The 25,338-nt window shown below is 46.4% G+C and carries 15 protein-coding genes and 1 pseudogene; 12 read left to right on the top strand and 4 right to left on the bottom strand.

From position 1 onward, the window contains the following. From arcB to mnmL, 3 genes are all read right to left on the bottom strand, one after another. Positions 1–2,361: an aerobic respiration two-component sensor histidine kinase ArcB gene (arcB, locus tag B853_RS02095; protein WP_010445920.1), complete on the bottom strand. Its 2,361-nt coding sequence runs from the start codon at positions 2,359–2,361 to the stop codon at positions 1–3. Positions 2,362–2,556: 195 nt separating this feature from the next. Beyond that, the gene (locus B853_RS02090) at positions 2,557–4,302 is read right to left on the bottom strand and encodes a sensor domain-containing diguanylate cyclase (RefSeq protein WP_038885690.1); all 1,746 of its coding nucleotides are present in this window, start codon (positions 4,300–4,302) and stop codon (positions 2,557–2,559) included. 50 nt (positions 4,303–4,352) lie between these two features. After that, a complete protein-coding gene (gene mnmL / locus B853_RS02085) occupies positions 4,353–5,297 on the bottom strand; it encodes a tRNA modification radical SAM protein MnmL/YtqA (RefSeq protein ID WP_038885691.1) in 945 nt (314 codons plus the stop codon). A 555-nt stretch (positions 5,298–5,852) separates the two neighbouring features. Between mnmL and gltB (B853_RS02080) the strand changes: the two are divergent. From gltB (B853_RS02080) to B853_RS02035, 10 genes and pseudogenes are all read left to right on the top strand, one after another. After that, positions 5,853–10,405: pseudogene (gene gltB, locus B853_RS02080) on the top strand (glutamate synthase large subunit). Next, positions 10,405–11,874 (top strand): glutamate synthase subunit beta, encoded by a 1,470-nt coding sequence (locus B853_RS02075; RefSeq protein WP_038885695.1) that lies wholly within the window; start codon positions 10,405–10,407, stop codon positions 11,872–11,874. The pseudogene gltB (B853_RS02080) and the gene B853_RS02075 overlap by 1 nt, the downstream one beginning before the upstream one ends. 452 nt (positions 11,875–12,326) lie before the next feature. Continuing rightward, positions 12,327–16,790 (top strand): glutamate synthase large subunit, encoded by a 4,464-nt coding sequence (gltB, locus tag B853_RS02070; protein ID WP_038884204.1) that lies wholly within the window; start codon positions 12,327–12,329, stop codon positions 16,788–16,790. Positions 16,791–16,810: 20 nt separating this feature from the next. Then, complete coding sequence (locus B853_RS02065) at positions 16,811–18,223, top strand: FAD-dependent oxidoreductase (protein WP_038884203.1); 1,413 nt, start codon at positions 16,811–16,813, stop codon at positions 18,221–18,223. A 91-nt stretch (positions 18,224–18,314) separates the two neighbouring features. After that, positions 18,315–18,743: a DUF1499 domain-containing protein gene (locus B853_RS02060; protein ID WP_010445903.1), complete on the top strand. Its 429-nt coding sequence runs from the start codon at positions 18,315–18,317 to the stop codon at positions 18,741–18,743. 65 nt (positions 18,744–18,808) lie between these two features. After that, complete coding sequence (mtnN, locus tag B853_RS02055) at positions 18,809–19,504, top strand: 5'-methylthioadenosine/S-adenosylhomocysteine nucleosidase (protein ID WP_038884201.1); 696 nt, start codon at positions 18,809–18,811, stop codon at positions 19,502–19,504. 14 nt (positions 19,505–19,518) lie between these two features. Further along, the gene (locus B853_RS02050) at positions 19,519–20,472 is read left to right on the top strand and encodes a cobalamin biosynthesis family protein (protein ID WP_038884199.1); all 954 of its coding nucleotides are present in this window, start codon (positions 19,519–19,521) and stop codon (positions 20,470–20,472) included. Next, positions 20,472–21,296: a vitamin B12 ABC transporter substrate-binding protein BtuF gene (btuF, locus tag B853_RS02045; RefSeq protein WP_038884197.1), complete on the top strand. Its 825-nt coding sequence runs from the start codon at positions 20,472–20,474 to the stop codon at positions 21,294–21,296. The genes B853_RS02050 and btuF overlap by 1 nt, the downstream gene beginning before the upstream one ends. 77 nt (positions 21,297–21,373) lie before the next feature. Beyond that, positions 21,374–21,994: a TRIC cation channel family protein gene (locus B853_RS02040; RefSeq protein WP_017190089.1), complete on the top strand. Its 621-nt coding sequence runs from the start codon at positions 21,374–21,376 to the stop codon at positions 21,992–21,994. A gap of 126 nt (positions 21,995–22,120) precedes the next feature. Next, positions 22,121–22,987 carry a LysR family transcriptional regulator gene (locus B853_RS02035; RefSeq protein ID WP_010445893.1) on the top strand — a complete coding sequence of 289 codons (867 nt, stop codon included), beginning with the start codon at positions 22,121–22,123 and terminating at the stop codon, positions 22,985–22,987. Here the strand turns inward: B853_RS02035 and B853_RS02030 are convergent. Then, a complete protein-coding gene (locus B853_RS02030; protein ID WP_038884196.1) occupies positions 22,917–23,696 on the bottom strand; it encodes a TSUP family transporter in 780 nt (259 codons plus the stop codon). The genes B853_RS02035 and B853_RS02030 overlap by 71 nt on opposite strands. A gap of 251 nt (positions 23,697–23,947) precedes the next feature. Here B853_RS02030 and B853_RS02025 point away from each other — a divergent pair, with 251 nt between their 5' ends. Together B853_RS02025 and B853_RS02020 are read left to right on the top strand one after the other, a co-directional pair. Beyond that, complete coding sequence (locus tag B853_RS02025) at positions 23,948–24,862, top strand: hypothetical protein (protein WP_038884195.1); 915 nt, start codon at positions 23,948–23,950, stop codon at positions 24,860–24,862. Then, entirely contained in the window at positions 24,852–25,265 is a 414-nt protein-coding gene (locus B853_RS02020) for a hypothetical protein (protein WP_170001009.1), read from the top strand. The genes B853_RS02025 and B853_RS02020 overlap by 11 nt, the downstream gene beginning before the upstream one ends. Positions 25,266–25,338: the final 73 nt, after the last annotated feature.

Genomic DNA, 25,338 nt, shown 5'->3' with positions numbered 1-25,338 from the left:
TTATTTCCTCTGTTCCAACCAACTCTTCAGTACTTGAATATCATTTTGATATTCGTTTTTAATCTCTTCAACCCAGTCAGAGATGTTCTCCCACCATGCAGGCATATCTGGTGACTGAGCTTTCTGGGCGACGCTTTGAATATGTTTGAGACCAATAGACCCTGCAGCACCTTTAATTTTATGCGCTTCAGAGACAATGCCATCTTGGTCTTTCGCCGTCATGTTCGAGTCCAATACCTCAATATAATCAGGCATCATATCTTCAAACATTTTAATGCTATCGTACACAGGCTTCACGCCCACAATATCTACATAAGACTCTAACATATCCAAATCCAACAAGTGCGTCTCAATCACTGGAGATGGTGCAGATACCTCGTCCTCTATCACCTTCTGGTCGACAACTGTTTCTTCTTGCCCGTCAACACGGTTAGCGAAGAATTTATCAATAACAGCTTGAAGAGCCTGTACTGCGAGAGGCTTGCTGATTGCATCGTCCATACCATTGTCTAAATACTCTCGACGATCTTTCATTACATTCGCAGTTAGCGCCACCAGCGGAGGTAGATTGTCATAGTGCTCACGGTAGTACTTAGCGACATCAAAACCTGTCATGTCCGGCAATTGGATATCAAGCAATGCCAAGTCGTATTCATCCGGCACAAAGTTCACCAACGCTTCTTCACCTGTCATGGCAACAGTGACTGAATGGCCTAGGCTTTCAAGTAAAGACTTCGCCACAGTAACGTTAAGTTCAATATCTTCAACCATAAAGATATTAAGGTGCATATTGTCACGTTTCGCGTCGATAATTGGCTCTTCAAGCTCAACCACCGGAACATGAATCGACACAGTGAAAGTACTGCCAAAGCCCTCTTCACTTGCCACTGTGATATCACCATCCATCATATTGATTAACTGCTTCGACACGGCTAATCCGATGCCAGTACCGACAGCATGAAGGTTGTCTTTACCCGATTTAACTTGGTAATACATGGCAAAGATCTTTTCCACCTCATCCTCAGGTATACCAATACCGGTGTCTTCCACCTCAATTATGATGGTTGCATATTCTTCTTCAACGTCCGCACTTACCGTCATTACGACGCCACCTTCTTTGGTGAACTTCATCGCATTGCTAACCAGATTCCAAATAACCTGACGCAGACGGGTAGCATCCACTTCAATCGCCTTCGGCAACGAGCTTAAACGCTCTAAGTCAAAGCGCAGCCCTTTTTGTTCTGCCATTAATGCCGAGATGCTCTCAATTTCTGCGACAAAGTCTTCAAAATTGAGCGGTACAGGTAGCAACTCCAGTTTACGACGATCGAATTTGTCCATATCGATAATGTCGTTGAAGATGTTGCCTAGGGTAATAGCGCTCACATTGATGGTTTGCATATGCTTCCGCTGCTCTTCAGTTAGCTGACTATCGAGTAGCATGCGGCTCAACCCCACAATTCCGTTTAGCGGAGTTCGAAGTTCATGGCTGATGGTAGAGATAAAGGTGGTTTTGTCTCGGCTAGCTTTTTCTAAAGACTCTTCATGACGCTTACGCTCAGTAATATCACGGCCAAAGCCAACCAATCCGAGGTGGCGACCATCTTTGCTGTAAAACGGCACTTTACGTAATTCAAAGTAGTGCTTGCGACCGTCAGGGTAATCCAGCCATTGCTCGTAAGTTAATGCTTGGTTATCAGCAAACACTTTTTGGTCGGTATCGACGATATGCTCTGCCACTTCTTTGCTGTAGACATCCCACGGGCTCAAGCCGACTAACTGGTGCTCTTTCTTACCAGTTAGCTCTTCCATCGCGCGGTTACAGCCAGAGAAAACTCCGTCAGCATTACGGTAATAAATAAGATCTGGTGAAGCATCGATAAAGGATCGCAAAAGTGCAGTACGCTCAGCTAATTCGAGTTGTGTTCGCTCACGTTGGAATACTTCATTTTCTAAATCTTGCATTGCTTCTTCACGAGCTTCCTCAGCTTTAATACGCTCTTCGATCTCTTGATTAAGTTTTTCAATATTTTGCTGCAGTTGGAAGTTGAGCTCTTGGTCACGAGAGCGCATATCTTTAAGCTTAGAGACTAACTTGGTCAGCCTTTGACGTGACTCTTCAAGTTGGTCCACAACAACGGACAAGAAATAAACCGCCCAAGGTGTAATCAGCAGCCCAAAAAAAACCGACCGTACAATATCGATATCATCAACACTGCCCTTCAATGCGAGCGTAATTCCGACTTGCACCACGACTGCTAAGGCAACCAGCGCCAGTGCTAGCAATATTGAGAAACGGACAATCCCCAGCTTGACCAACAGATCAACGTAATACTGGGCGAGATTTTTCATGGGCTTCATTCACTACTCCAAGGAACAAGCTAGGCAACCGACTTCAACTTGCGTATCAGACAGATTAAGGAAAACGGCATTGTTGTAACTAAAGCGAGTCACAAGAGATATCACAGACTTATGCTACGTTGTTCGCAGTTTAACGTGTTTAATACGGTGATTAAAACCACCCACTCTCAAGTTAGAGTATGCGGTCACAAAGCGCTACAACGAGCTGGGATGAATACGGGTGCGGTCACGACCATCGGCTTTTGCTTGGTACAGTGCACTATCTGCCATGGCGACGCCCATTTCTGGCTCATCCCCATGCTGCGGAACATAAGAAACGAAGCCAATACTAACTGTTAAGCTTTGGGCAACCTCTGAACTCATGTGGCCAATCGCCGCTTGGTGAACTTGTTGATGGATGCGCTGCGCAACTTGCTCCGCCCCTTGTGTCGTCGTATTGGGTAAAATAAAAGCGAATTCTTCCCCACCATAACGCGCAACACAGTCCGAAGAACGGTTAACGACAGCTTTAAAAACATTAGCAACCTGTACCAATGCTTCATCTCCTTTTTGGTGCCCATAGCTGTCGTTGAAATCTTTAAAGAAGTCTATGTCACAAAGCATAATGGTCAATGGGAGTTTTTCTCTAACGTGGTGATACCACAATGTATGCAGCTGTTCATCAAATCGACGACGGTTTGCCACTTGGGTCAAACTGTCTAGGAAACTGAGCTTTTCTAATTCAAGGTTGGCTTCTTCTAACTTCTGCTCGGCCAAATATCGCTCAGAAATATCACGAGCCATAATTAGCACTCCGTTGGTACCAGAAGCTTTATCTTTAAAGGGAGACTTAACCACATCAAACCAAGTGTAATGGCCATCCGATGTGAGAATTTTATCGATATACCTGACGGGTTCCGCATCATTAAGAGCCTGAACATCGCTTGCCTTTAAGCGCAGGTATAGTTCTTCAGGAATGACATCTTGCAGACGCTTTCCAATTAGCTCAGACACATCAGAAATACCAAGAGCATTTACGAATGGCTTATTACAAGCTTGATAAACCAAGTTTTCATTGAAAATACCGATAGGATCAGGACTTGCGTCCAAAATGGTCTGCAAAATGGTATCGCGCTGAGCAAGTGCAACTTCGGTATCTTTACGACGCTCCATCTCGTCTCGCAGGTTTTGCTGCATTTTGTGCCATTCAGTCACATCATGACTGATAGATAATGTGCCAATCAGTTCACCCACTTGTGAAACAAGCGCACTCTGGTTTACTTCTAGGAGGCAACTACGCCCGTTCACATCAGTAGTCCAGCGCCGTTCCGTTTTTCTAGTCGCCAACGCGTCATGTGGCGTGATACCAGCTTCTTCCCTTCGCCCTTCCCAAAATAGATCAAAAGCGCGATTAGTCGCCAAGTAGTTACCTTGCTGATCCTGCAGACAGACCAGCTCCGAAAGTGAATCCAGAGCAGAACGTGCCATATTCAGCTCAGCTTGCTCTTGTTGGCATTCTACTGATGTAGCCTGATAAGGTTGAGCATACAGAATCCAAACTCGATGTCCGTTGTAAAAGCTCTTTCTCCCAGATAACTCGACTCTGGTGCTTTCACTTTCAGATAAGTGCCAGTCAAACAGTTGCTGACGAAAAGAGCGACTAGCAAAGCTAGACACTATGGTAAGTAAGTCGTTTGTATGAAAAGTAGCAGGATAGAGAAATCCCGCACCTAGTGCACGAATGCCGAGGAATTGCGTGGCGGAGTCATTGGCAAGCAAGATCTGTCCATGCCCAGCATCAATAACAAATACAGAATATGGAGAGTCAGTGATGAGTTGTTTGAGAGTTTGCTGATAGCGATAGTGGATAAGTGCTAAAACAGCCGCACTCACTATAGTGAGCAAAATAACGTATCCATAGTCATTTTGCTCACTCCATAGCCAAGTAAATAACTGATCCATTCTTCTGTTCCATTTCAATAACAGTGAGAAATATATCAGTTATTAATCAATCAATCTGCCTTTAATTCTGGTTTGCTATAGATGAAAGCATCGCCAGTTAAGCTACCTTGTGAGCCTTCTCGATCCAATGCGCGACCAATTTCGGTCATCGCGAGCCAGCGGTTCTCACACCACAGTGGGGATAGCAAGGTTGGACGACGTGCCGCAGAAGAAACACGATGATAAATCACCTCTTTCGGCGTCATGCGGATCATTTCACTGGCTATAGCCACATACTCTTCAAGCTCAGGCGCTTCTAGCTTTCCAGCACGCCACGCTTTTGCCATAGTACTGCCTTCGACAATATGTAGACCGTGAAGCTTGATGCCGTCAGTACCGACTTCAAGCACTTTACGCAGTGTTTCAACGTTGTCATCGCTAGTTTCTTTCGGTAAACCAACGATCAGGTGAGTGCACACTTTGATGCCAAGTGCACGAGCACGCTTGGTGATTTCTGCGTAGCACTCAAAATCATGACCTCGGTTGATACGCTTGAGGGTGTCATTGTTGGCAGTTTGAAGACCTAGCTCCAGCCAAATCTCGTAACCTTGGTTCACGTAATCCGACAGCAGATCTAATACCGCATCAGGAACGCAATCAGGACGAGTGCCCACACAAAGGCCGACAATATCAGCAGCCTTAAGTGCTTCTTCATACATGTTTTTGAGAACTTGTACTTCTGCATAGGTACTGGTGTACGCCTGAAAATATGCTAGGTACTTCTTCGCTCGATGGATCTCTCCGGCGCGATCTTTCAATTGATCGTGGATACTTTTGATCTGAACATCTTCGTCAGCAAAAGAGGCAACATTACAAAAAGTACATCCGCCACGACCAATCGTGCCATCTCGGTTTGGGCAGCTAAAGCCACCATGTAAAGTCAGCTTATGGACTTTTTCGCCGTAACGACGTTGAAGGTCTTGACCTAGTGTGTTGACCAATTCATGTAATTGCATAGATTCTCATCAATTGTAAATCGTAATAAATCTCAATACGATTAATGTAAGTAAATTACATCCCTGCAAGAAAAAACAAACAATTCTAGTGAATTCAAACAAACACGCTACGAAGCTAAATCAATAAAACTGCATAAAACCAACCCAAAACCTGCAATGTTGCGTAAATGTTAAACAAAAAAGTGCATATTTAAACGAAAAATTTGGGTCACAAAGGCGACTTTTCGTTGCATTCCGAAGTCACAAAATTGTAGGATACTTACACAACCCCGCCGTTTTTGTGACTTTTATTACAATATCAACGACGGGAATTGTCGGTGTTATCCCGCTCCTACCTATATAAGTCACTAAATTGTGGCAATAAATAAAGGGATATCACCAAGGATTGTTTTTCTCGCAAAATTTTTCCTGCGAGATACGGAAAGGAATCAAGACTGGTCAACCTCGGCCAGTGGCGAATCATAAATATAAAGGATAAGACGTGCAGAACGTCCCTAAGACAGCCGAGATCTGTCTGGGATTCTTACGTCGACATTGAACTGGAAGGATGTATCTATGGTAGATAGAGAGCAAAATTCACAGGGTCTGTACACTCCGGAGCTGGAGCATGACGCTTGTGGTATCGGTTTTGTTGCTCACCTTAAAAACCGTAAATCTCATGAAGTAGTGACTCAAGCATTGGATATGCTGGCTCGCATGGAACACCGTGGTGGCCAAGGCTGTGATCCATGCAGCGGTGATGGCGCGGGTATCTTGCTACAAAAACCTCATGAATTCCTATTAGAAGAAGCCGTTAAGCTAGGCATTAAACTGCCTTCGTTTGAAAAGTATGGTGTTGGTGTCGTTCTTTTCCCGAAAGACGAATACAAACGCGAACAATGCCGTGACATTCTAGAACGCAACGCACAGCGTCTAGACCTTGAAGTTATCGGCTACCGCGTTTTGCCAACCGACAACTCAATGATCGGTGCAGACCCACTAAGCACAGAGCCTCAGTTTGAGCATGTGTTTATCTCTGGTGGCCCTGGCATCACACCTGAAGAGCTCGAGCGCAAACTGTACGTACTTCGTAACTACACTGTACGTGTTTGCCTAGAAAGCGTTTCGAACATTGGTGACGACTTCTACATTAACTCAATGTCTTACAAGACATTGGTGTACAAAGGTCAGTTAACGACCGAGCAAGTACCTCAGTACTTCCTTGATCTGCAAAACCCGACCATGGTGACCGCACTGGCACTGGTACACTCTCGCTTCTCTACCAATACCTTCCCGAAATGGCGTCTTGCACAGCCTTTCCGTTACATTGCCCACAACGGTGAAATCAATACAGTTCGCGGTAACTTGAACTGGATGAAAGCCCGTGAAGCAATCCTAGAATCAGACCTGTTTACTCAGGCTGAAATCGACATGCTTCTTCCAATCTGTCAGGAAGGCAGCTCGGATTCATCTAACTTCGATATGGCACTTGAGCTCCTAGTTCTTTCTGGTCGCAGCCTGCCACATGCGTTGATGATGATGATCCCGGAAGCATGGCAAGAAAACAAAAACATGGATCCTAAGCGTCGCGCGTTCTACCAATACCACGCGAACATCATGGAACCATGGGATGGTCCTGCTTCAGTATGTTTTACTGACGGTGTTCAAGTTGGTGCGACACTAGACCGTAACGGTTTGCGCCCTTCTCGCTACACAGTGACCAAAGACAACTTCCTAGTGATGGCATCTGAATCTGGTGTTGTGGATATTGAACCAGAGAACGTAGAGTTCCGCGGTCGTCTACAACCAGGTCGTATCTTCGTTGCAGATCTAGAGCAAGGTCGCATCATCTCTGATGAAGAAGTGAAAGACACCATCGCAACGGCACAGCCTTACGAGAAGTGGGTAGAAGAAAACCTGCTGAGCTTGAAGAAGCTGCCAGATGCGAGCAACCAGTTCAGCCAACCTTCTCCAGAGCGTTTGTTGCATCGTCAGCAAGCTTTCGGTGTGAGCACTGAAGAAGTGAACGAAATCATCGTTCCAATGGCGAATGACGCGAAAGAGCCATTGTCAGCAATGGGTGCCGACTGGCCTCTTGCGGTTCTATCTCATCAGTCTCAACATCTTTCAAACTACTTCAAGCAGCTGTTTGCACAGGTAACCAACCCACCGATCGACCCGATCCGTGAGCGTATGGTTATGTCGCTGAACACTTACTTGGGTAAAGACCAAAACCTTCTGACTGAAACACCACTTCACTGTCAGAAAGTAGAATTGGAATCGCCTGTTCTGGCGAACTCTGAGCTTGAAAAACTGCGTGCGATCGATAACGAGCACCTACAAGCGAAGACGCTGGATATCGTGTTCCAAGCCAATGAAGATCAAGGCAAGCTTGAGCGCGCACTAAAACGTATCTGCCAATACGCAGAAGACGCGGTTATCGATGGTTACTCAATCATCCTACTCACTGACCGTGCAGTTAACTCAAACCACGCGGCGATTCCAGCAATGCTGGCAGTTGGCGCAGTGCACCACCACTTGATCCGTAAAGGTCTACGTGCGAAGTGTGACATCGTGGTTGAAACCGGTGACGCGCGTGAAACGCACCACTTTGCAACACTACTTGGTTACGGTGCGAATGCGGTTAACCCATACCTAGTGATTGAAACCATTATTGAGCTTCAACGTACTAAGAAGTTGGATCCAGAGGCGAACCCGCGCGATCTGTTCAACAACTACCGTAAAGCGATCAATGGCGGTCTTCTGAAGATCTTCTCGAAGATGGGTATCTCGACGCTACAGTCGTACCACGGTGCACAAATCTTCGAAGCGTTGGGCATCCACAAATCAGTGGTCGACAAATACTTCACAGGTACAGTTTCTCGTATCCAAGGTCTAACCCTTGATGATATCGCCAAAGAAGTGCTGATCCGTCATCGCATCGGTTACCCACAACGCGAAATCCCAATTCAAATGCTGGATGTTGGTGGTGTTTACCAATGGAAACAGCGTGGTGAGAAGCACCTATTCAACCCAGAAACCATTTCTCTACTGCAAGAGTCTACGCGCAACAAGAACTACGATCAGTTCAAGCAGTACGCGACAGCCGTAGATAAGCAAGGCGACAACGCGGTAACTCTGCGTAGTCAACTTGAGTTTATTAAGAATCCAGCAGGTTCTATCTCTATCGACGAAGTCGAGCCAATTGAGAGCATCGTGAAACGCTTCGCGACGGGTGCTATGTCATTCGGTTCTATTTCTTACGAAGCACACTCCACACTGGCTGTTGCGATGAACCGTCTTGGCGCGAAATCGAACTCTGGTGAAGGTGGTGAAGACCCAATGCGTTTCGAGCGTAAAGAAAACGGCGATTGGGAACGCTCTGCAATCAAGCAGGTGGCTTCTGGTCGTTTCGGTGTCACCTCTTACTACCTAACTAACGCTGAAGAGCTGCAAATCAAAATGGCTCAAGGTGCGAAGCCAGGTGAAGGTGGTCAGCTACCAGGCGATAAAGTAGATGACTGGATCGGTGCAACACGTCACTCGACTCCGGGCGTTGGCCTTATCTCGCCACCACCACACCACGATATCTATTCAATCGAAGATTTGGCTCAGCTTATCTACGACTTGAAGAACGCGAACCGCGCGGGCCGTGTAAACGTGAAGCTGGTATCGGAAGCAGGCGTAGGTACGATCGCTTCTGGTGTAGCGAAAGCGAAAGCGGACGTTGTACTAATCGCAGGTTTTGACGGTGGTACTGGAGCATCCCCAATGTCTTCAATCCGTCATACCGGTCTTCCTTGGGAACTTGGTTTGGCAGAAACGCACCAAACGCTACTGAAGAACGGTCTACGTAACCGTATCGTGGTTCAAGCGGATGGTCAGATGAAGACACCTCGTGACCTTGCAGTGGCAACACTACTTGGTGCAGAAGAATGGGGGGGGTGGCAACCGCAGCCTTGGTGGTTGAAGGTTGTATCATGATGCGTAAGTGTCATAAGAATACCTGTCCTGTCGGTATCGCAACTCAGAACAAGACCCTTCGCGAGCGCTTTGATGGTCGCGTAGAAGACGTCGTAACCTTCTTCCAATACATGGCACAAGGTCTGCGTGAAATCATGGCTGAACTAGGCTTCCGCACTATCGATGAGATGGTCGGTCAAGGTCAGAAGCTGAAGATTCGCCAAGACGTTTCTCACTGGAAATACAAGAACCTAGATCTGTCTCCTGTTCTCCACGTTGAGCAACCACGCGAAGCTGATGGTGTATTCAACCAAGCTCAGCAGAACCACAATCTAGAAGAAGTGCTAGACCGCAAGCTGATTCAAGCAGCGATTCCTGCACTCGAGAAAGGCGAAGCGGTGAATGCCGAGTTCCCTATCGTCAACACAGACCGCTCTGCAGGTACCATGCTGTCGAACGAAATCTCAAAAGTGTACAAAGATGCCGGTCTACCTCAACCAATGAACGTGAAGTTCAACGGTTCTGCGGGTCAGTCATTCGGTGCATTCCTCGCTAAGGGCGTGAAGTTCGAAGTGGAAGGCGACGCGAACGACTACTGGGGTAAAGGCTTATCTGGAGGTACGTTAGTACTTTACCCAGACGCGAAATCAAGCATTGTCGCGGAAGACAATATCGTGGTTGGTAACGTGTGTTTCTACGGTGCAACTTCGGGTGAGTCTTTCATCCGCGGTATGGCTGGTGAACGTTTCTGTGTTCGTAACTCAGGTGCGAAAGTCGTAGTTGAAGGCGTCGGTGACCACGGTTGTGAATACATGACTGGCGGTGCAGCCATCATCCTCGGCTCAACAGGTCGTAACTTTGCCGCAGGTATGAGTGGTGGCGTGGCTTATGTGTGGGATAAATCAGGCGACTTTGAGTCAAAACTGAACCCAGAACTCGTAGACCTAGATCCAATCGAGCAAGAAGACAGAGATCTATTACTCAACATGCTAACTAAGCATGTTCAATTCACAGGAAGTGAAGTCGCTCAGTCTTTCCTAGACAACTTTGAAGCAAGCCTAGCCTCTATGGTTAAGGTAATGCCGCGTGACTACAAAGCGGTTCTTCAAAAGCGTAAAGCTGAAGCACAGTCTCAAGGAAACGAAACTCAAGTGGAGGCCGTATAATGGGTAAGCCTACTGGATTTTTAGAGCATGGTCGTGAACTACCACAAAAGATCGATCCAGCTGAACGCATCAAGAACAACAAAGAGTTCGTTCTGAACGAGGAGTTTGGTGACAAGATCAATACTCAAGCTTCTCGTTGTATGGATTGTGGTGTGCCGTTTTGTCATAACGGCTGCCCTATCGGTAACATCATCCCAGAGTTTAACGATGCGGTTTATCGTGATAGCTGGGAAGAAGCATGGAACATTCTAAGCTCAACCAATAACTTCCCAGAATTTACTGGTCGAGTTTGCCCTGCTCCATGTGAAAGTGCTTGTGTACTTGGCATCAACCAAGACCCAATCACCATCTGTAATATCGAGAAAACCATCGTAGAAACGGCGTATCGTGAAGGGTACGCCAAACCAAAAACACCACGCTCTCGCACAGGTAAAACTGTTGCGATCATCGGTTCTGGCCCTGCTGGCCTTGCGGCTGCCGAGCAGCTAAATAGCGCTGGTCATACTGTGACGGTATTCGAACGAGACGAGAAAGTGGGTGGTCTACTGCGTTTTGGTATCCCAGATTTCAAACTGGGTATGGACGTGATTGACCGCAAAATCAACTTGATGGCAGCAGCAGGTATTGAATTCAAAGTTAACCAACACGTTGGTGTTGATGTGAATGCCCAGCAACTTCGTCAAGAATTCGATGTGGTTCTACTAACGGGTGGTTCAACCGTTCCTCGTAATTTACCCGTTCCAGGTCGTGAGCTAAAAGGCGTTCACTTCGCAATGGAATTCCTAGGTCAAAACAACCGCCGTGCCAACAACATGGATCTTAAGGGTGAAGAACTTCACGCCGCGGGTAAACATGTTGTCGTTATCGGTGGTGGTGATACCGGCTCTGACTGTGTGGGTACCTCTAACCGTCATGGCGCAACAAGCATCACTCAGGTTGAAATCATGCCGATTCCACCAGAGAAACGCCCTGCAAATATGCCATGGCCACAGTACCCGATGATCCTACGTACTTCGACGTCTCATGAAGAGGGTGTTGATCGTCACTGGAACATCCTAACCAAAGAGTTCATCGGCAATGACAAAGGTGAAGTCACTGGTCTTCGTCTTGCTGATATCGTTTGGCAAGATGCGAAACCTGGCGAGCGCCCAAGCTTCAAAGAAGTAGAAGGCAGCGAGCGTGTGATCCCATGTGATATGGCATTCCTAGCGATGGGCTTCCTGCACCCAGAACCAACTGGCGTGCTTGCGCAACTGGATATCGCGCTGAATGATCGCGGTAACGTAGCAACCCAAGGTTTTGCTACCAACCAAGAAGGTGTATTTGCTGCTGGTGATATGCGAACAGGACAATCTCTGGTGGTTCGTTGTATCAACGAAGGTCGTGAATGCGCCCGTGCTATCGATGACTATTTAATGGGTGGCACAAACCTAGAAGCAAAAGCAGATTCACTGATGCTTTCTGCGTAAAGGGAGTGTTCTCACTTCCTCTTTCTAAGTATTAAATCCAGCCATCAGTAGTATCGATAGCTGGTAGCGAAGAAAGAAAACAGTTCCTTCCAACCTTTTTATTTTGACCAGCATTTTGTGCTGGTCTTTTTTATGCCCGCCAGAATCAAATGTTAGTTTTTTGTAACAATAACTTTTCTATCTCACTGTTTTTCTTGAATTATTTCAGCCAATTAAATGGTAAATCGCATATTCACGCGATGATTCACTAATAACTTGACCTTTTTTACAATAAGCTATAGCTTGTGAAGTTGGTGAAAATAAAACACACAATTTTTGTTAAGATATTTGACGAATTTTATTGAATAGATATACATAAAACATAGAAAGTGACGCATAGTTAGTCATCATTATCAACTTGAGCAGTGTTGATATATCTGTCGGGATGACAGATAAGCAAAGGGAGAATTGCAATGGCTCTTTATGATCCAAGTCTTGAGAAAGACAACTGTGGATTTGGCTTAATCGCGCACATGGAAGGCGAGCAAAGTCACAAGCTGGTACGTACAGCAATTTCCGCACTTGATCGCATGACCCACCGTGGTGGCATCGCCGCCGATGGTAAAACTGGTGATGGTTGCGGTCTTCTTCTACAAAAGCCCGATTCCTATTTACGCCTTATCGCCGAAGAAAATGGCTTCAACCTTGGCAAGCAATACGCCGTTGGGATGATTTTCTTCAACCAAGACCCGGTGAAAGCTCAACTCGCCAAGGACATCGTCAACAAAGAACTCGCACAAGAGACGTTAACTGTTGCAGGTTGGCGTGAAGTGCCAACCAATTCAGAAGTACTCGGTCCGATCGCTGCTGATTCACTTCCAGACATTCAGCAAGTCTTTATCTCTGCTCCGGCAGGTTGGCGCGAGCGTGACATTGAGCGTCGCCTCTATATTGCACGCCGTCGCATCGAGAAACAAATTACAGAAGATCCTGACTTCTACATCTGTAGCTTGTCGACACAAGTTCTGGTGTACAAAGGCTTGTGCATGCCTGCGGACTTACCGCGCTTCTATCTTGATCTTGCTGATCTACGCATGGAATCTGCTATCTGCCTGTTCCACCAGCGTTTTTCAACGAATACTCAGCCTCGTTGGCCTCTGGCTCAACCGTTCCGTTACCTTGCTCATAATGGTGAGATCAATACCATTGATGGTAACCGACAATGGGCACGTGCTCGTGCTTACAAGTTCTCATCACCACTGCTGCCAGACCTACAAACTGCGGCACCATTTGTGAACGAGACTGGCTCAGATTCTTCCAGCTTAGATAATATGTTGGATCTCTTTTTAGCAGGCGGTATGGATATCTTCCGCGCCATGCGCATGCTTGTGCCACCAGCATGGCAAAACCACCCAGATATGGATCCGGATCTTCGAGCGTTTTACGACTTCAACTCCAAACACATGGAACCATGGGATGGCCCGGCTGGTATCGTACTGTCCGATGGTCGTTACGCTGCCTGTAACCTAGATCGAAATGGTCTGCGTCCTGCACGTTATGTGATTACCAAGGACAAGTTGATCACTCTAGCTTCTGAGGTGGGGATTTGGGATTACGCTCCGGATGAGGTCGCAGAAAAAGGCCGTGTTGGTCCGGGTGAACTGCTGGTTATCGACACTCGAAAAGGTAAGCTTTGGCAATCGAGCGAGATCGATAACGATCTGAAATCTCGTCACCCTTACCGCGAGTGGATGGAAAACAACGTTCGCAAACTCACACCTTTTGCTCAGTTAGCTGAAGATCAAGTTGGCGAACGTAGCTTTGATGAAGACTTGCTTAAGACTTATCAAAAGCAATTCGCCATGAGTAATGAAGAAGTCGATCAAGTACTGCGTGTCCTTGGTGATATGGGCCAAGAAGCGGTCGGCTCCATGGGTGATGACACCCCGATGGCCGTCTTATCCTCTAAAGAGCGCTTGGTAACTGATTACTTCCGCCAAAAGTTTGCTCAGGTAACCAACCCGCCAATCGATCCATTGCGTGAAAAACACGTCATGTCACTGGCGACCAGTATTGGTCAGGAGATGAACGTCTTCTGTGAAACCGATGGCCACGCCTACCGAGTGACCTTCGATTCGCCGGTATTACTTTACTCAGACATGCAGCAGTTACTCGAGCTTGGTGACGATCACTACCGTAATACCATTCTCGATATCAACTACGATCCACAACAGAAAGATCTTAAACAAGCCATTGATGATCTGTGTGAGCAAGCCGAACACGTGGTGCGTGAAGGCACTGTGCTAGTGGTGCTTTCGGATCGTGCTTTAGTCAAAGGCAAACTGCCAATTCCTGCAGCAATGGCGGTCGGAGCGGTTCAAACTCGCCTGATCGATGCGAACTTACGTTGTGATGCCAACATTGTGGTTGAGACAGCCACGGCACGTGACCCACACCAATTTGCTGTCTTGCTTGGCTTTGGCGCCACTGCAGTTTACCCATACCTAGCTTATGAAGCGCTAGGTAAACTGATTGATGATAAAGCGCTAGAAAAAGACTATCGCGATGTGATGCAAAATTACCAATACGGCATCAACAAAGGTCTGTACAAGATCATGTCGAAAATGGGGATTTCTACCATCGCCTCTTACCGTTGCTCGCAACTGTTTGAAGCAGTTGGCTTGAGCCAAGAAGTGGTCGATTTGTGCTTTAAAGGTGTAACAACTCGTATTGAAGGCGCTAACTTCGACGACTTCCAACAAGACTTGTACAACCTTTCTCGTAAAGCTTGGGCGAAACGTAAAGCCATCGAGCATGGTGGTTTATTGAAATATGTCCATGGTGGTGAATATCACGCCTACAACCCAGACGTGGTTGGTACACTGCAAACCGCTGTGAAGTCAGGCGAAAGTAACGATTATCAGAGCTTTGCTAAGCAGGTGAACCAACGCCCTGTTGCCATGCTGCGTGACCTAATGTCGCTGAAAAAATCAGACTCCCCACTACCACTTGAGCAAATCGAGCCAAGTACAGAACTATTCAAACGTTTTGACTCAGCGGCAATGTCCATTGGTGCACTTAGCCCAGAAGCACACGAAGCACTTGCAACAGCGATGAATCGTCTCGGAGGCTACTCTAACTCAGGTGAAGGTGGTGAAGATCCACGTCGCTTCGGTACAGAGCGTAACTCACGTATCAAGCAGATTGCTTCAGGTCGATTTGGTGTTACGCCTCACTACCTAACCAATGCAGACGTACTGCAGATCAAGGTGGCACAGGGTGCGAAGCCAGGTGAAGGTGGTCAGTTACCGGGACACAAAGTCACTGCAGAAATCGCAAAACTGCGTTATTCGGTACAGGGAGTAACTCTGATTTCCCCTCCTCCGCACCACGATATTTATTCGATTGAAGATTTGGCCCAGCTGATCTTCGACTTAAAACAGGTCAATCCAAATGCGCTAGTTTCGGTGAAATTAGTATCTGAACCAGGCGTAGGAACCATCGCAACAGGTGTCGCGAAAGCTTACGCTGATCTCATTACCATCTCGGGTTACGACGGCGGTACCGCAGCAAGCCCATTAACCTCAGTGAAATACGCAGGTAGCCCTTGGGAGTTGGGATTGGCAGAAACACAACAAGCACTAGTTGCTAATGGTCTACGTCATAAGATTCGTCTACAGGTAGATGGTGGTCTAAAGACTGGCCTAGACGTGGTGAAAGCGGCGATTCTCGGTGCAGAAAGCTTCGGTTTTGGTACTGCGCCAATGGTGGCTATGGGTTGTAAGTTCCTACGTATTTGTCACCTCAACAACTGTGCTACTGGCGTTGCAACTCAAGACGAGACGCTGCGTAAAGAGTACTTCAAAGGTCTTCCGGAAATGGTGATGAACTACTTCATTGGTCTGGCAGACGAAGTACGCGGATTGCTCGCTGAACTTGGTGTTGAAAAACTGACTGACTTGATTGGTCGTACCGATTTGTTGGAAACCGTTGAAGGTCTGACAGCAAAACAAACCAAGCTGGATTTGTCGAATATCCTTGAGGCACCAGTCTCTCCAGAAGGACATCCTCTTTACTGGACACAACCAAATACACCATTTGATAAAGCAGAGCTAAACAACAAGATCATCGAAGACGCACTACAAGCGGTTGAAAAACGTCAATCTGCTAGCTTCTTCTACAACGTGATCAACACCGACCGTTCTGTGGGTGCTCGCCTATCAGGTGAAATCGCTCAGCGTTACGGCAACCAAGGCATGGCGGCAACGCCAATCAAACTGCACTTGGATGGCACTGCAGGTCAGTCATTTGGCGTTTGGAACGCGGGTGGCGTAGAGCTTTATCTCACTGGCGATGCAAACGACTACGTAGGTAAAGGCATGGCTGGCGGTAAGGTGGTTATCAAACCTCACCTTGGCACTGCATTTAAGTGTAATGAAGCGACCATCATTGGTAACACCTGTCTGTACGGGGCAACCGGCGGTAAGTTGTTTGCTGCAGGTAAAGCCGGTGAGCGTTTCGGCGTACGTAACTCAGGTACGATTGCTGTCATTGAAGGCGCTGGCGATAACGCTTGTGAGTACATGACCGGCGGTATTGTTGCCATTCTTGGCGCGACAGGCGTGAACTTTGGCGCAGGCATGACTGGCGGTTTTGCTTACGTATTGGATGAGAACCAAGACTTCCAAGGTCGCGTGAACAACGAGTCTGTTGAAGCGATTTCTCTATCGGATCTCTACATCCACCAAGAGCACTTACGTGGTCTGATTGCCGAACATCTCGAAGAAACCGGCTCTAGCCACGCAGAAGATATCTTGGCGAACTTTGATGAATGGATTCCAAAGTTCTACTTGGTGAAACCACAAGCGGCGGACTTGCGCACGCTACTTGGTCACCAGAGTCGCAGTGCCGCAGAACTGCGCGTTCAAGCCCAGTAATCATGGAGGATGTTTGAATCATGAGTCAGAACGTTTATCAATTTATCGATGTTCAACGCGTAGATCCTGCGAAGAAGCCTATCAAAGTTCGTAAGATCGAGTTCGTTGAAATCTATGAACCGTTTACCAAGCAACAAGCGACTGCGCAGGCGGATCGCTGCTTAGATTGTGGTAACCCATATTGTGAATGGAAGTGCCCTGTCCACAACTACATCCCACAATGGCTAAAGCTAGCCAATGAAGGTCGTATCCTCGAAGCCGTTGAGCTATCGCACCAAACCAACAGCTTGCCTGAAGTTTGTGGCCGAGTATGTCCGCAAGATCGTCTATGTGAGGGCTCTTGTACTCTTAATGAGGACTTTGGTGCAGTCACTATAGGTAACGTTGAAAAATACATTACCGACAAAGCCTTCGAAATGGGCTGGAAACCTGATATGTCCAAGGTGGAGTGGACCGACAAAAAGGTTGCCATCATTGGTGCAGGCCCAGCAGGCTTGGCAGCCGCTGATATCCTTGTGCGCAATGGCGTGAAACCTGTCGTATTTGACCGCTATCCTGAAATTGGAGGCCTACTGACCTTCGGTATCCCTTCATTCAAGCTTGAAAAAGGCGTGATGGAAAACCGCCGCCGCGTCTTCACCGAGATGGGTGTTGAGTTCCGCATGAATGTCGAAGTAGGCAAAGATGTGCAAATGCAAGAGTTGCTTGATGAGTACGATGCTGTCTTTTTAGGTGTAGGCACCTACAAATACATGCGTGCAGGGTTAGAAAATGAGGGCGCGCCGGGCGTTTACGACGCTCTGCCATTCTTGATTTCAAATACCTACAAAGTGATGGATTTAGAGCACGACCAACCTTTTATCGACATGGCGAAACAACGCGTTGTGGTATTGGGTGGTGGTGATACCGCTATGGACTGTGTTCGAACCTCTATCCGCCAAGGCGCGTCAAACGTGGTATGTGCTTACCGTCGTGATGAAGCCAATATGCCCGGCTCTCGCCGTGAGGTGAAAAACGCCAAAGAAGAAGGCGTGAAGTTCATGTTCAATCTTCAGCCACTAGGGATTGAAGTGGATGCGTCTGGCAAAGTCTCGGGGGTCAAAGTGGTGAAAACCGCTCTTGGTGAGCCTGATGAAGCAGGTCGTCGCCGTCCAGAGCCAGTAGAAGGCAGCGAGCATGTTCTACCGGCAGACGTCGTGATCATGGCGTTTGGTTTCCAGCCACACAAAATGGACTGGTTAGCTCCGTTTGATGTCGATTTGGATCAATGGGGTCGTATCAAAGCCCCTGCTAAGCAAGAGTTCCAATTCCAGACCAGCAACGAAAAGATCTTCGCGGGTGGCGATGCGGTGCGAGGCTCAGATCTGGTCGTCACTGCAATTGATGAAGGACGAAAAGCGGCAGAAGGCATTCTCGATTACCTCGAAGTTTAATCACAGCTAACATCACAAAAAGGATCCTATTATTGGATCCTTTTTCTTTTGTATCCATATAATTAGAAGCAAAATTATATGAGTAAATACAATGAAAAAAGCCGCTCTCCTTTCCATCACTTTGCTCGGCTTAACTGCTTGTAGCCAAGGAGTCACAACCATGACGGATCGTTCTCAATCACCTTGTGGTGACAAACCAAACTGCGTTTCCACCCAAGACACGCGTGAAGAATATAACCTAACGCCATTCACCCTAGCTGATTCAGCGAACATCGATGCTATTGAGCAAGTGGCACTTGAACTGCCGGGGGCGAAAACAGCGGTGAAAGAAGGTAATTACCTGCGAATCGAGTGCACATCTAAAATCATGCGCTTTGTGGATGATTTAGAACTCAAGCTCGAAGGCGATCAGTTAATTGTTCGCTCAGAATCTCGCGTTGGCTATTCAGACTTTGGTGTGAACCGTAAGCGTGCCGAACAATTACGGGCACTGTTGGCGAATGCTGGATTAATCAAATAACAACCACATATTGGTGCAGAGTGGTATACTCTCGCCAACTTAAATTTTTATCGAAAGAGAGTGTTATGAAAGTTGGTATCATCGGTGCGATGGAACAAGAAGTCACCATCATGAAAGAAGCAATGACAAACTGCCAAACAGTAAACAAAGCAGGTTGTACGTTTTTCTCTGGTCAGATTAACGACGTTGATGTGGTACTGCTTCAATCTGGCATCGGTAAAGTAGCGGCAGCAGTAGGTACAACCATTCTGCTAGACGAGTACCAACCAGATGTGGTGATCAACACTGGTTCTGCAGGCGGCTTTGACTCAAGCCTAAACCTAGGAGACGTTGTTATCTCAACAGAAGTTCGTCACCACGATGCAGACGTAACGGCGTTTGGCTACGAAATAGGTCAAATGGCTGGCCAACCAGCGGCATTCAAAGCGGATGAGAAGTTAATGGACCTTGCTGAAAAAGCACTGGCTCAAATGGAAAACACTCACGCAGTTCGCGGTCTTATCTGTACTGGTGATGCGTTTGTTTGCACTGCAGAGCGCCAAGACTTCATTCGTAAGCACTTCCCGTCAGTTATCGCTGTAGAAATGGAAGCATCTGCTATCGCTCAAACTTGTCACCAATTCAATACTCCATTTGTTGTTGTGCGCGCTATCTCAGACGTAGCAGATAAAGAATCGCCAATGAGCTTCGAAGAGTTCCTACCGCTAGCAGCGAAAAGCTCATCAGAAATGGTATTCAAAATGTTGGAACTGACTAAGTAAGTCTATCGAATTTCATGGAAGAAACCTTTCAGCAATTTTATGCCAATGGTGCGCTCCTCGTCATGTGGGGCGCATTAGTATTCCATCTCCTGCTCCCCATTCCACACGCTGCGCATCCAGTGACGCTTTGGCATAAGTTCGCCGAGCAACTAGCAAGCAAAGTCAATAACAACCACAACTACTCGCAAAGTATCATCTCTGGCGGACTCGCGCTTCTTCTTATGCTTGTGCCTTGCTTGATATTGCTGCTCGCGATGAAGCCTTTAGTTTGGCAAGCTCCGTTATTTGAGTTGGCATTGCTGCTTATTGCTCTCGACTGGCGAAACAACGAATCACTTGCTAAACAACTGGTCACCGCAATGTCGAATGAGAACAAAGCACAGTGCCGAGCACTACTCAAACCTTACCTTAATCGCGATACAGAGAGCTTATCGCTACTAGGCATTGGTAAAGCTGGAGCAGAGACCATCATCATGGGTTACGGACGTAATGTAGTTTGTGTGCTGTTTTGGTATGGATTAACTGGTGGAATTGGTGCGCTGATGTATCGCCTAACCGCTGAACTTGCTCGAGCATGGTCCCCAAGTCGCCGTCAATATTCCCCATTTGGTAAGCCTGTAATTCAATTAACAGCGGCGCTAGAAATCATTCCATTGCGCTTATTCGCTATGTTTATTGGTGTGGGTAAAAACGTATCAAGCGTTTCAACCGCTATGCTTCAACAAGCGAAATCTTGGCCGCTTCCAGGGCCAGCTTGGTTGTTGTGCTCAATTGGTAACAAGCTTCAATTGTCGCTAGGTGGTCCTGCTTTATATCAAGGACAGCGAGCTGAACGAGCAAAAATAGGTGGTCGCATTGCGCCATCCGCCATTCATCTAGCGCAAATCCAAACCTTAATCGTTTGGCGTATCTTTGCTTGGATTGTTATCCAAAGCCTAATTCTCGGATTCATTTATCAAGGACTATGATGAAAAAACTTTGCTTTGCCCTCTCTCTTATCTTCTCTGCCGTTTCTTTTGCCAATGAGCCTGTTCAACGTGTCATCAGTCTGGCACCACACGCAACGGAAATTGCCTATGCAGCAGGTCTTGGAGACAAGCTGATCGCGGTCAGTGAGATGAGTGACTACCCTGAGCAAGCCAAAGATCTAGAAAAAGTATCAAACTACCAAGGTATCAAACTCGAACGCATCATCGCCCTGCAGCCCGATTTGGTTATCGCTTGGCCGGCAGGAAATCCAGCCAAAGAACTTGAGAAGCTCACACAATTTGGTATCCCTCTCTACTATTCAACAACAGGGACGCTAGAAGACATAGCCAAGAATATTGAGCAGCTCAGCCAGTACAGTGAAAAACCGGATGTAGGACAAAAGGCCGCTGCAGATTTTCGCGCGCAACTGGAAGTACTAAAAGAAAAGTACGATACCGAAGATAAAGTCAGCTACTTCTATCAGTTAAGTGAAAAACCGATCATCACTGTTGCAGGCAAGAACTGGCCAAGTGAAGTTTTCACCTTCTGCGGTGGAGAGAATATCTTTGCCAAAGGCAGTGCCCCTTACCCGCAAGTCAGTCTCGAGCAAGTGATTACTCGCCAACCCGAAGTCCTATTTACCTCTCGCCATGCCATGAGTGATGATGGTATGTGGGCAGAGTGGAAAAACGACATCCCTGCATTAAAAAATGACCATGTTTGGTCACTCAATTCCGATTGGATCAACCGACCAACCCCGAGAACCTTAAACGCGATCACAGAGGTGTGCGAACACTTTGAAACCGTTCGGCAAAAACGCTAACGTTTCCGTTGGAAATCCCGTACAATTTCCGTCCCATTTCTGTTCCCCCACAATTTGTTTATAAGGTACCAAGTAACATGGACTCCATGCTGCTTTATATGATCGATTTATTCGGTACTGCTGTCTTTGCGGTTTCTGGTGTTTTGCTCGCAGGCCGATTAAAGATGGATCCTTTCGGTGTGATCGTGCTCGGTAGTGTGACTGCTATTGGCGGTGGCACTATTCGTGATATGGCGCTTGGCGCAACCCCGGTATTCTGGATCACTGACACTACCTATCTTTGGGTAATTTTCATTACCTGTTTGCTCACCATGATTCTGGTTCGTCGTCCTAAACGTCTACCTTGGTGGGTGCTTCCCGTATGTGACGCGATTGGTTTGGCAGTATTTGTTGGTATCGGTGTTGAAAAAGCCCTGGCCTACAATGCATCCGGCATGGTAGCGGTGATCATGGGTGTCATTACTGGCTGTGGTGGTGGCATCATTCGCGATGTGTTAGCTCGTGAAGTACCAATGGTTTTAAGAAGCGAAGTCTACGCTACCGCATGTATCATAGGCGGTATTTTCCACACCACGGCATTGAGCATGGGTCATGACCACTCTTTCGCCCTACTCGCTGGCGTCGTTTCGACATTGATTATTCGTCTTGGTGCGATTCGCTGGCACTTATCACTGCCAACCTTTGCCATCAATCGATAATCTTCAGCTAATTAACTAAAAAGAGCCGTCCTAATCGACGGCTCTTTTTGTTTGCCCCACGCCTATCGCTTCTCGCACAAAGCTTGGTTATATTAAGGCTATTATTCCCAACATTCATGGATAGGCATGTTACTGGAAGGCATCGAAACACTCTTGGTATTGAGTAAAGAAAAGACCATGAGTCGTACTGGAAGTCAGCTTTACATCAGTCAATCAGCAGTCAGCAAACGGATTGCGAACCTAGAAAAAAAACTAGGGAAGAAGTTGATAGAACCAAATGGTCGCCATATAAAGCTCACTTCAGATGCTATAGCACTAATAAGCACTATCGAGCCTACATTTAATGAGTTGCGTGGTCAGATACATGACCAACAAGAGCTCGAAGATTCGTCATTGATAAAAATAGACTGTTCGGAAACGTTGGTAGCAGGTTACCTCAGTTTGATCATGGAAGAGCGCTTAGCCCAAGATCCATACCTAAGAATTTCAACCAACCATACGCCACGAATCGTAGAAAACGTAAAATCAGGCAAAGCCACTCTTGGATTCTGCGCGGGTTACTTACCTCCTCATCATGGTTTGATGAGTTATCATCTAGCAGATGAGCCTTTCTCTATCATAAGCAGACATGAGCTCACAAAGATGCCAAAAGCAATTCTGACCAATGACTTAAATAATCCAGCCAACACTTATCAGCAGGCCGTGCTCTCTAAACACAATATCCAGCCTTTAATGGAAATGGATTCGTACACGGCAGCAGCACAATTAGCGTTAGGTGGTATGGCGCCAGCTCTAATTCCAAGGTCGATCATTAAAACACTGAATATAGCGGAGGAGTACTGTTACAACTTCGAGGAACTCGCCCCCTTGATTCGTCCAATACACATCTGCCTACGCCACAACGCCTATCGTAATGAACGAGTTAAAACAGTGATAGAAGCCATTGTTGATGTTGTTGCCAAAGAAGTTTCGCCGCCATCAGCATTGACATAGTTATAACTAAAGGTCGAATCCACTTTTGTCCTTTGGTTACCACCACTTTGGCACCAAGTTGAGCACCAATAAAGCCACCTACAGCCATAGTCAAACCGATTTCCCACACAGGTAAGCCCGCTAGAATAAAGAACAGCAAAGCCGCAATATTCGAAGTGAAGTTAAGAATCTTAGTTCGAGCCGTTGCATCAACTAACGAGAAGTGACCAAGCGCGACAAAGCAGAGCGCAAATATAGAGCCAGTACCCGGCCCAAAAAAACCATCGTAAAAACCAACACCACCACCAACACACAGAGCGAACATAGCTTCAGAGAGCTTTGGTTCACCCTCAGCCGCTTTCGAGGTTGAAGAAAGCAAAAAGTAGAGTGAAATCGCGATAAGTAATACTGGAATAAGGCTGGTTAGTATCCCGGCATCAATAAACTGTACAGCTTCTGCACCAATAGCAGACCCAATAAAGGTGCATAGAATCGCTAAGCGCATCTCTTTAAGGCTAACAATACCATTACGCACAAAATACCAACTGGCAGAAAAACTTCCGAATGAGCTTTGTAACTTGTTGGTCGCTAGCGCCTGAGTGGGACTAAGCCCCGCCGCCAATAAAGCAGGCAGAGTCAATAGGCCACCACCACCAGCCATTGCATCGATAAATCCCGCTGCCGATGCAACAAAAAACAATGCAACTAAAATCTCAAAAGTGATTTCCACTTATGCGTCCTTGTAAAAATGTGTAACGAAGAGAAGGCAACGATAGCACCACCACACCAACGCGCAAAAGGAAACTCAAGACATCAACCTATTCCTAATATTCATCAATAAGAAAAATCCAAGAAATGATACGTTAAATGTATCAATTACATTTCCAATCGAATTCACTCTCAAGAGCATTTCATTTTTTTGATGGGAAAGAAAAACACTGGCCTAATCTGGTAAATTCAATCTCATAGAAAGTGAAAACAATGGATGCTTTAGGGATTCGCCCATCAATCAAAGAGCAACAGCTACGTTCTCGTATAGAACAAACCGTAAATCTAAAACAGCTTTTCAGAGTCATAGACTCTAGGCCTGAAACTTCGGGTGCTGGGGTTATTTATATCGATAGCAAATTTACCATTATTCGCTTGAGAGACTTTAAGTCTACATGCCGTATCAACCCCATTTTCATCGTCTTACGTGAGCCGATAAAAGCTCAAGCCACGCATGAGTTTGCAAAAGAGATAAAACAGGAAGAGCCCAAATCCAAGTTCAATCAAGAACTTTTGTCAGCGAGCATTAGCTGCATTGGAGCTGCTATTGGGTGGCTTGGTGTTATTGGCTCCGGTTTGACAATACCCATTAGTGGTCCCGCTGGTTTAGCCATGTCCTATATTTCATTTGGAGCGACTGCCGCGGCTACAGCCCAATGCTCTATAGGAGTAGCAAGAACTGTAATGGCTTCAAAATCACCAGATAAGCTATCTAATTTAGACAGTAATGAATGGTACAAAAACACAACAAAAGCTTTAGATTACATATCTTTAGCTGGAGCTAGTGTAAGCGGATATCAGACAACAAAAATGGTTCTATCTCTCAAACAAACCACCGGAAAAGGAGTCTCCGAGATCCTAAAAGGACTAAACAGACAAGAACGAGCAAACTTGACTAAAGAAATTGTCCGTAAAAACCTTCCTACGTTTTCAAGTAAAGCGCGCAAGCAGCTTACGTTGTCTGGGGTGATACCTAAAAGGTATTCACAAGCAACTATTTCTACATCTATTTCCCACCAACTCCTCGACGCTATTGGAGGCTCAGTGAGCATAGTTGGAAGCGGCTATTCAGGTGAGATCAAAAACCTTGCCATTGGCATTTATGAGGAGTTGAAAGTTGAATACTAAATCGATTGGCATTGTGAACATATTAATAAGCATATGCTTATATTTAGCATTAACCATTGGTCTAGCAATAAGCCTAAGCATCTGGAGTGAATGGTTTTCTATCACTCGACAAATGGAGCTCGATACTTATTTCATTCTCTTCGGTACCATAACTGCGACAGTAATATGTGTGCCAAATATTCTGACTATAAGCAAGGGCTTGAGTATTGCAGCGAAAGTAAACTTGCTCACCATTGCATTTATTCTTGTTACTTGCAGCGCTAATTTTGTTATTACAAATGGCAGTACTATTGCATCATCTTTAGGGACGTTACTTTCAGTTATCAGTTTGATGCTATACAAAAGTCCACTCTACCAAGCTTTCTTAGCGCATTTCAATTCTCTCCATTTTAAGAAACCTTAAAGACAAAAAAAGCCCGCTCAAATGAGCGGGCAATGAGGTTGTCATATAAGCCCTATTTTTCGGGCTTACTGAT

It is taken from the genome of Vibrio rotiferianus CAIM 577 = LMG 21460 (genome assembly GCF_002741985.1).
GTDB classification, from domain to species: Bacteria; Pseudomonadota; Gammaproteobacteria; order Enterobacterales; family Vibrionaceae; genus Vibrio; species Vibrio rotiferianus.
The sequence above is the reverse complement of the archived record's forward strand: the minus strand, read 5'-3'. Positions and strand labels throughout refer to the sequence as shown.

Excerpts from the sequence above, each read along its gene's own strand:
- arcB (WP_010445920.1), bottom strand. The coding sequence starts at position 2,361 with ATGAAGCCCATGAAAAATCTCGCCCAGTATTACGTTGATCTGTTGGTC.
- B853_RS02090 (WP_038885690.1), bottom strand. The coding sequence starts at position 4,302 with ATGGATCAGTTATTTACTTGGCTATGGAGTGAGCAAAATGACTATGGA.
- mnmL (WP_038885691.1), bottom strand. The coding sequence starts at position 5,297 with ATGCAATTACATGAATTGGTCAACACACTAGGTCAAGACCTTCAACGT.
- B853_RS02075 (WP_038885695.1), top strand. The coding sequence starts at position 10,405 with ATGGGTAAGCCTACTGGATTTTTAGAGCATGGTCGTGAACTACCACAA.
- gltB (WP_038884204.1), top strand. The coding sequence starts at position 12,327 with ATGGCTCTTTATGATCCAAGTCTTGAGAAAGACAACTGTGGATTTGGC.
- B853_RS02065 (WP_038884203.1), top strand. The coding sequence starts at position 16,811 with ATGAGTCAGAACGTTTATCAATTTATCGATGTTCAACGCGTAGATCCT.
- B853_RS02060 (WP_010445903.1), top strand. The coding sequence starts at position 18,315 with ATGAAAAAAGCCGCTCTCCTTTCCATCACTTTGCTCGGCTTAACTGCT.
- mtnN (WP_038884201.1), top strand. The coding sequence starts at position 18,809 with ATGAAAGTTGGTATCATCGGTGCGATGGAACAAGAAGTCACCATCATG.
- B853_RS02050 (WP_038884199.1), top strand. The coding sequence starts at position 19,519 with ATGGAAGAAACCTTTCAGCAATTTTATGCCAATGGTGCGCTCCTCGTC.
- btuF (WP_038884197.1), top strand. The coding sequence starts at position 20,472 with ATGAAAAAACTTTGCTTTGCCCTCTCTCTTATCTTCTCTGCCGTTTCT.
- B853_RS02040 (WP_017190089.1), top strand. The coding sequence starts at position 21,374 with ATGGACTCCATGCTGCTTTATATGATCGATTTATTCGGTACTGCTGTC.
- B853_RS02035 (WP_010445893.1), top strand. The coding sequence starts at position 22,121 with ATGTTACTGGAAGGCATCGAAACACTCTTGGTATTGAGTAAAGAAAAG.
- B853_RS02025 (WP_038884195.1), top strand. The coding sequence starts at position 23,948 with ATGGATGCTTTAGGGATTCGCCCATCAATCAAAGAGCAACAGCTACGT.